Genomic DNA, 4,428 nt, shown 5'->3' with positions numbered 1-4,428 from the left:
CCCCCCCTTCCGGTGTCACTGGTCGGGGTGACAGGATTTGAACCTGCGACCTCTTCGTCCCGAACGAAGCGCGCTACCAAGCTGCGCCACACCCCGTTTGCAACCCTCCGAGTCTACAGGGAAATGCTCCGTGCGCCGAATCGAGCCGGCGATCAGTCCCGCGCGGTGAGCGTGAGCAGGGTCGCCTCGGGGCGGCAGGCGAAGCGGACCGGTGCGTAGATCGAGTGTCCGCACCCGGCGCTGACGTTGAGCGGCACCGCATGGCCGTCGTGCGACCACGTGCTCAGTCCCTTGGCCTGCTTGAGGGGGATGTCGCAGTTGGCCACGAGGGCGCCGTAGCCGGGGAGGCACACCTGGCCGCCGTGCGTGTGACCGCCGAGGATCGCGTCGGCGCCGAGGTCGATGAATCCGTTGAGTACGCGCTGGTAGGGCGCGTGGGTGACGCCCAGCATCGGTGTGCCGGCGTCACGCGGACCGAGCGCGCCGATGGCGTCCGGCAGCACGTCGAGGCGGTCCCAGTCGCGGTGGGCGTCGTTGACGCCGAAGAGGTCGACCGCTGCGCCGGCGAGGGTGAGTCGCGCGGCGGCGTTGTTCAGGTCGGTCCATCCGAGCTCGTCGGTGAAGTACCGGTCCATCGCCGCAGTGTCGAGGTGCTCCGGCTCGGGCTGCTTCTTGGACGGACCGAGGAAGTAGCGCAAAGGGTTGCGGGGAGACGGAGCGGTCACATCGTTCGATCCGTGCACGAACACCCCGGGGATGCCCGCGAGCGGGTCGAACGCGCGGCGGATGCCTTCCAAGCCGTTCGCGTGCCCGAGGTTGTCGCCGGTGTTGACGACGAGGTCCGGCTTCAGCTCGGCGAGCGAGGCCAGCCAGTCCTGCTTGCGGTGCTGCCAGGGCGCCATGTGCGCGTCCGACACGTGCAGGATGCGCAAGGGGGCCGAACCGGGAGGGAGCGCGGATGCCGTCGCCTCGCGCACCGTGAACAGGTAGCGCTCGATGCCGATGCCCCAGACTGCTGCGGCGGCACCGACGGCCCCCACCGCGCCGAGCGCGATGAGGGCCGGGTGCGCAGCGCCGCGAGCGGTCACTTGCACGTCACGGTGACGGGAGTGGACTTGCTGGTCGCCGTGCCGGGCGCCGGGTCCGTCGAGGACACCACCGCGGTCGGCGGGTTGCACGAGTTGTCGATGGCGATCGACGTGAATCCCGCAGCGGTGAGCGCTGCCGACGCATCGGGCCGAGACATGCCAACGAGGTTGGCAGGAACCGTGGTGCCCTGGCCGTTGCTGGGTGAGATCGTGATGGTCGACCCGCCCGCCGTCTGTCCGGAGGGATCCTGCGCGACGACGATGTTGGTCGGCTTGTCGCTGTCGACGGCGGCACCGACGGTCACGCCGAAGCCGTTGCTCTTGAGGGTCGATTCCGCCTCCTCCATCGTCATGCCGACGACGTTCGGGATGTCGACCACCACCCGACGGATCAGCTTGTCGTCCGGACGCGGGAAGGCGCCTCCCTCGTACACCTCGTTGGCGGCGGCCTGCGCGGCCTTCGCCAGCGGGTAGCGCATGTTGTTGAGCTGGTAGTTCCCGGCCCACTTCTGGTAGATGTCCGACTGTCCCTTCCAGCGGCCTGCCCAGACCGCCGTGGTGACCTTGGTGCTGGACTCGATCATCATGGTCGACCAGCGGTCGTGCGTCCCGGTCTTGCCGATCAGCGGCGTGCCGTCGAACGGGTTGGCGTTCTGACCGGTGCCGCCCGAATCCATCACTCCCTTGAGCGCATACGCGGCCGTCGCCGCGACCTCAGGGGAGAGCACGCCATCGGTGCACGAGGCGGCCGGAAGCTCGCGGTCCTTGCCGTCGGGGCCGACCACGCGGTCGATCGCGCGCGGGGTGCAGTACTTGCCGCCGCTCGCGACCGTGGCATAGGCGTTCGCCATGGCGATGGGAGAGATGTTCTTCGGGCCGAGCACGTCGTACGGCACGTTCTCTTCGGTGACCTTCTTGCCACTGGCGAGCGTGACACCCATCCGATCGGCGACCTTGTTGATGTCGCAGATGTCGAGCTTCGAGGCCATCGCGAAGTAACCGCTGTTCAGGGACTGCCGTGTGAAGTCCATCACGTTCCCGGTCCTGCCGCCGCCGCCGCCGAAGTTGCCGATCTCCTTGGTGTTCGTGCTCTGCGGGCTCTCGCAGACGGGGATCTTCAAGTTCGTCTGCACGCGACCGTTCAGCACCTCGTTGACGGAGTGCCCCTTCTCGAGCCAGTCGATCAGCGTGAAGAGCTTGTACACCGAGCCGACCTGGAAGCCGCCGGAGTTGCCGTGCTTCTGGTCGCCGGCGAAGACGAGCGAGGTCTTCCCGAGATCATCGGTGGTGGTCTCGTCGAACCGCGTGTTCTGCGTGATCGACAGGATGCGACCGGTGCCGACCTCGATCGAGACGCCGGCAGCGCCGAAGTAGTCGTTGTCGTAGTTGGCCGGAACGATCTCGCTCATCGTCTGTGCGGCCGGGTTCTGAATGCGGTAGTCCAGCGAGGTGTAGATCTTCAGGCCGCCGCGACGGAGCAGATCGGCGCGCTCCTGGGGAGTCTTGCCGAAGGCTTCGTCGTCGAGCACGATCGACCGCACGTACTGGCAGAAGTAGGCGTTGAGGCCGGCCGCCGCGCAGCCCTGCGTGGGCTGCTTCAGCGTCGGCGTGATCTCGGAGGCATCCGCCTCGTCGTACTGCGCCTGGGTGATCTTGCCGTCGGCGAGCATGCGGCCCAGCACGTAGTGGCGACGGTCCTTCGTGAGCGAGTAGCCGCTGTCGGCGGTGTTCAGCGCCTCACCGGCCTCGTTCGTCGTGGTGCCCTGCGGCATGTCGATGCGGTACGTGTTGGGGTTCTGCACGATGCCGGCCAAGGTCGCCGCCTGCGCGACCGTGAGCTTCGCGGCGCTCGTGCTGAAGTAGTACTTCGATGCGGCTTCGATGCCGTACACCGTGCCGCCGAAGTTCGCGATGTTCAGGTATCCGAGCAGGATGTCGTTCTTGGAGAAGTCCTTCTCGACCTGGATCGCGTAGCGCATCTCCTGCAGCTTGCGTTCGATGCCCTCGTTGCCGCTGGCGTTGGTCGCGTCTTCGAAGCACTTGCGGAGGTCGTCCGTGTAGGTCTCGGAGGCGCGGTCGACGTCTTGCTCGCACTCCTGGATCAGCACGTTCTTCACGTACTGCTGGCTGATCGTGGAAGCGCCTCGGCTGGAGGTGCCGCGCACGTTGTCGACGAGCGCCTTCACCGTCGCACCGAGGTTGACGCCGCCGTGGCTGTAGAAGCTCTTGTCCTCACTGGAGAGGATGGCGTCGTACAGCACGGGGGCCACCTGCTCGTACGTGACCGGGATGCGGTTCTGCTCGTAGAAAGAGGCCAGCTCGACCGGCTTGCCGTCGGGGTCTGTGGCGTAGATCGTCGACTGCTCCATCGGTGTACCCGGGTTGAGGTTCTCGGGGAGCTGGTCGAAGAGAGTCAGTGCCTGGGCGCCGGCGAGACCGGTCATGGTGAGGACGGGCGTGACGCTGGCAGCGACCAGGAGGCCGGCGACGGCGCTCAAGCCGACGAGCCCGACGAGACCGCCGAGCACGCCTCTCACCGTGCGATTCTTTTGGGGCATACGCTTGATCGTAGGGGAGTTCCCTGAATACCACCTTTGACGAGCCGGCCCGCAATCACGGTGTCGCGCCCCGATCGACAGGAGTGCCATGACCACGTGGGAGTACCTCACCACGCCGCTGCTGATCCACAACACGGCAGCCATCCTCAACAACTGGGGCAAGCAGGGCTGGGAGCTCGTGCAGGTCGTGCAGGGTCCCGAAGGCGGTCTCGTCGCCTACCTGAAGCGTCCGGTGAACGCGGATGCCTCCGCCAACGCCGGTCTCGCCGCGGCGGAGCAGGCCGCCCGTCAGTTCGAGGGAGGCCAGGCATGAGCGTCGCCGCCCGTCTCGCCGAACTCGGCATCGAGCTGCCCGCGGTCGCCGCTCCCGTCGCCGCCTACGTCCCGGCGGTCGTGCACGACGGTCTCGTCTACACCTCGGGCCAGCTCCCGTTCGTCTCCGGTGCGCTCCCTGCCCTCGGCAAGGTCGGCGCCGAGGTCTCGGCGGAAGACGCGAAGGCGTATGCGCGCACCTGTGCGTTGAACGCCCTTGCCGCGGCAGCGGATGCCGCGGGCGGCGTCGACCGCATCGGCGGAGTGCTCCGCGTGGGCGGCTTCGTCGCCTCCGCCGCAGACTTCACGGGGCAGCCGGGCGTCATCAACGGCGCCAGCGAGGTCCTCGGCGAGATCTTCGGCGACGCCGGGCGTCATGCGCGTGCGGCCGTGGGTGTGGCGGAGCTTCCCCTCGGCAGCCCTGTCGAGGTCGAAGTGACCTTCATCCTCGCCTGAGCATTCGGCCATCC

Annotated in this window: 4 protein-coding genes and 1 tRNA gene; 2 read left to right on the top strand and 3 right to left on the bottom strand. The window is 67.6% G+C overall.

The features are described from left to right. Positions 1-19: 19 nt before the first annotated feature. From ACNPM4_RS04520 to ACNPM4_RS04510, 3 genes are all read right to left on the bottom strand, one after another. Positions 20-96 (bottom strand) — tRNA-Pro (locus ACNPM4_RS04520). 56 nt (positions 97-152) lie between these two features. Further along, positions 153-1,088 carry a metallophosphoesterase gene (locus tag ACNPM4_RS04515; RefSeq protein ID WP_448984839.1) on the bottom strand — a complete coding sequence of 312 codons (936 nt, stop codon included), beginning with the start codon at positions 1,086-1,088 and terminating at the stop codon, positions 153-155. Continuing rightward, positions 1,085-3,646: a transglycosylase domain-containing protein gene (locus ACNPM4_RS04510; protein WP_448984838.1), complete on the bottom strand. Its 2,562-nt coding sequence runs from the start codon at positions 3,644-3,646 to the stop codon at positions 1,085-1,087. Before ACNPM4_RS04510 ends, ACNPM4_RS04515 begins: the two co-directional genes overlap by 4 nt. A gap of 88 nt (positions 3,647-3,734) precedes the next feature. On the opposite strand from ACNPM4_RS04510, the gene ACNPM4_RS04505 reads away from it, so the two are divergent. Then, positions 3,735-3,959, top strand: a complete 225-nt coding sequence (locus tag ACNPM4_RS04505; protein ID WP_029261050.1) for a Sp36 family protein — start codon at positions 3,735-3,737, stop codon at positions 3,957-3,959. After that, positions 3,956-4,414 (top strand): RidA family protein, encoded by a 459-nt coding sequence (locus tag ACNPM4_RS04500; RefSeq protein ID WP_448984837.1) that lies wholly within the window; start codon positions 3,956-3,958, stop codon positions 4,412-4,414. Before ACNPM4_RS04505 ends, ACNPM4_RS04500 begins: the two co-directional genes overlap by 4 nt. Positions 4,415-4,428 lie beyond the last annotated feature (14 nt).

The organism is Microbacterium umsixpiens, from assembly GCF_053543675.1.
This window is presented reverse-complemented; position numbering and strand designations above follow the sequence as displayed.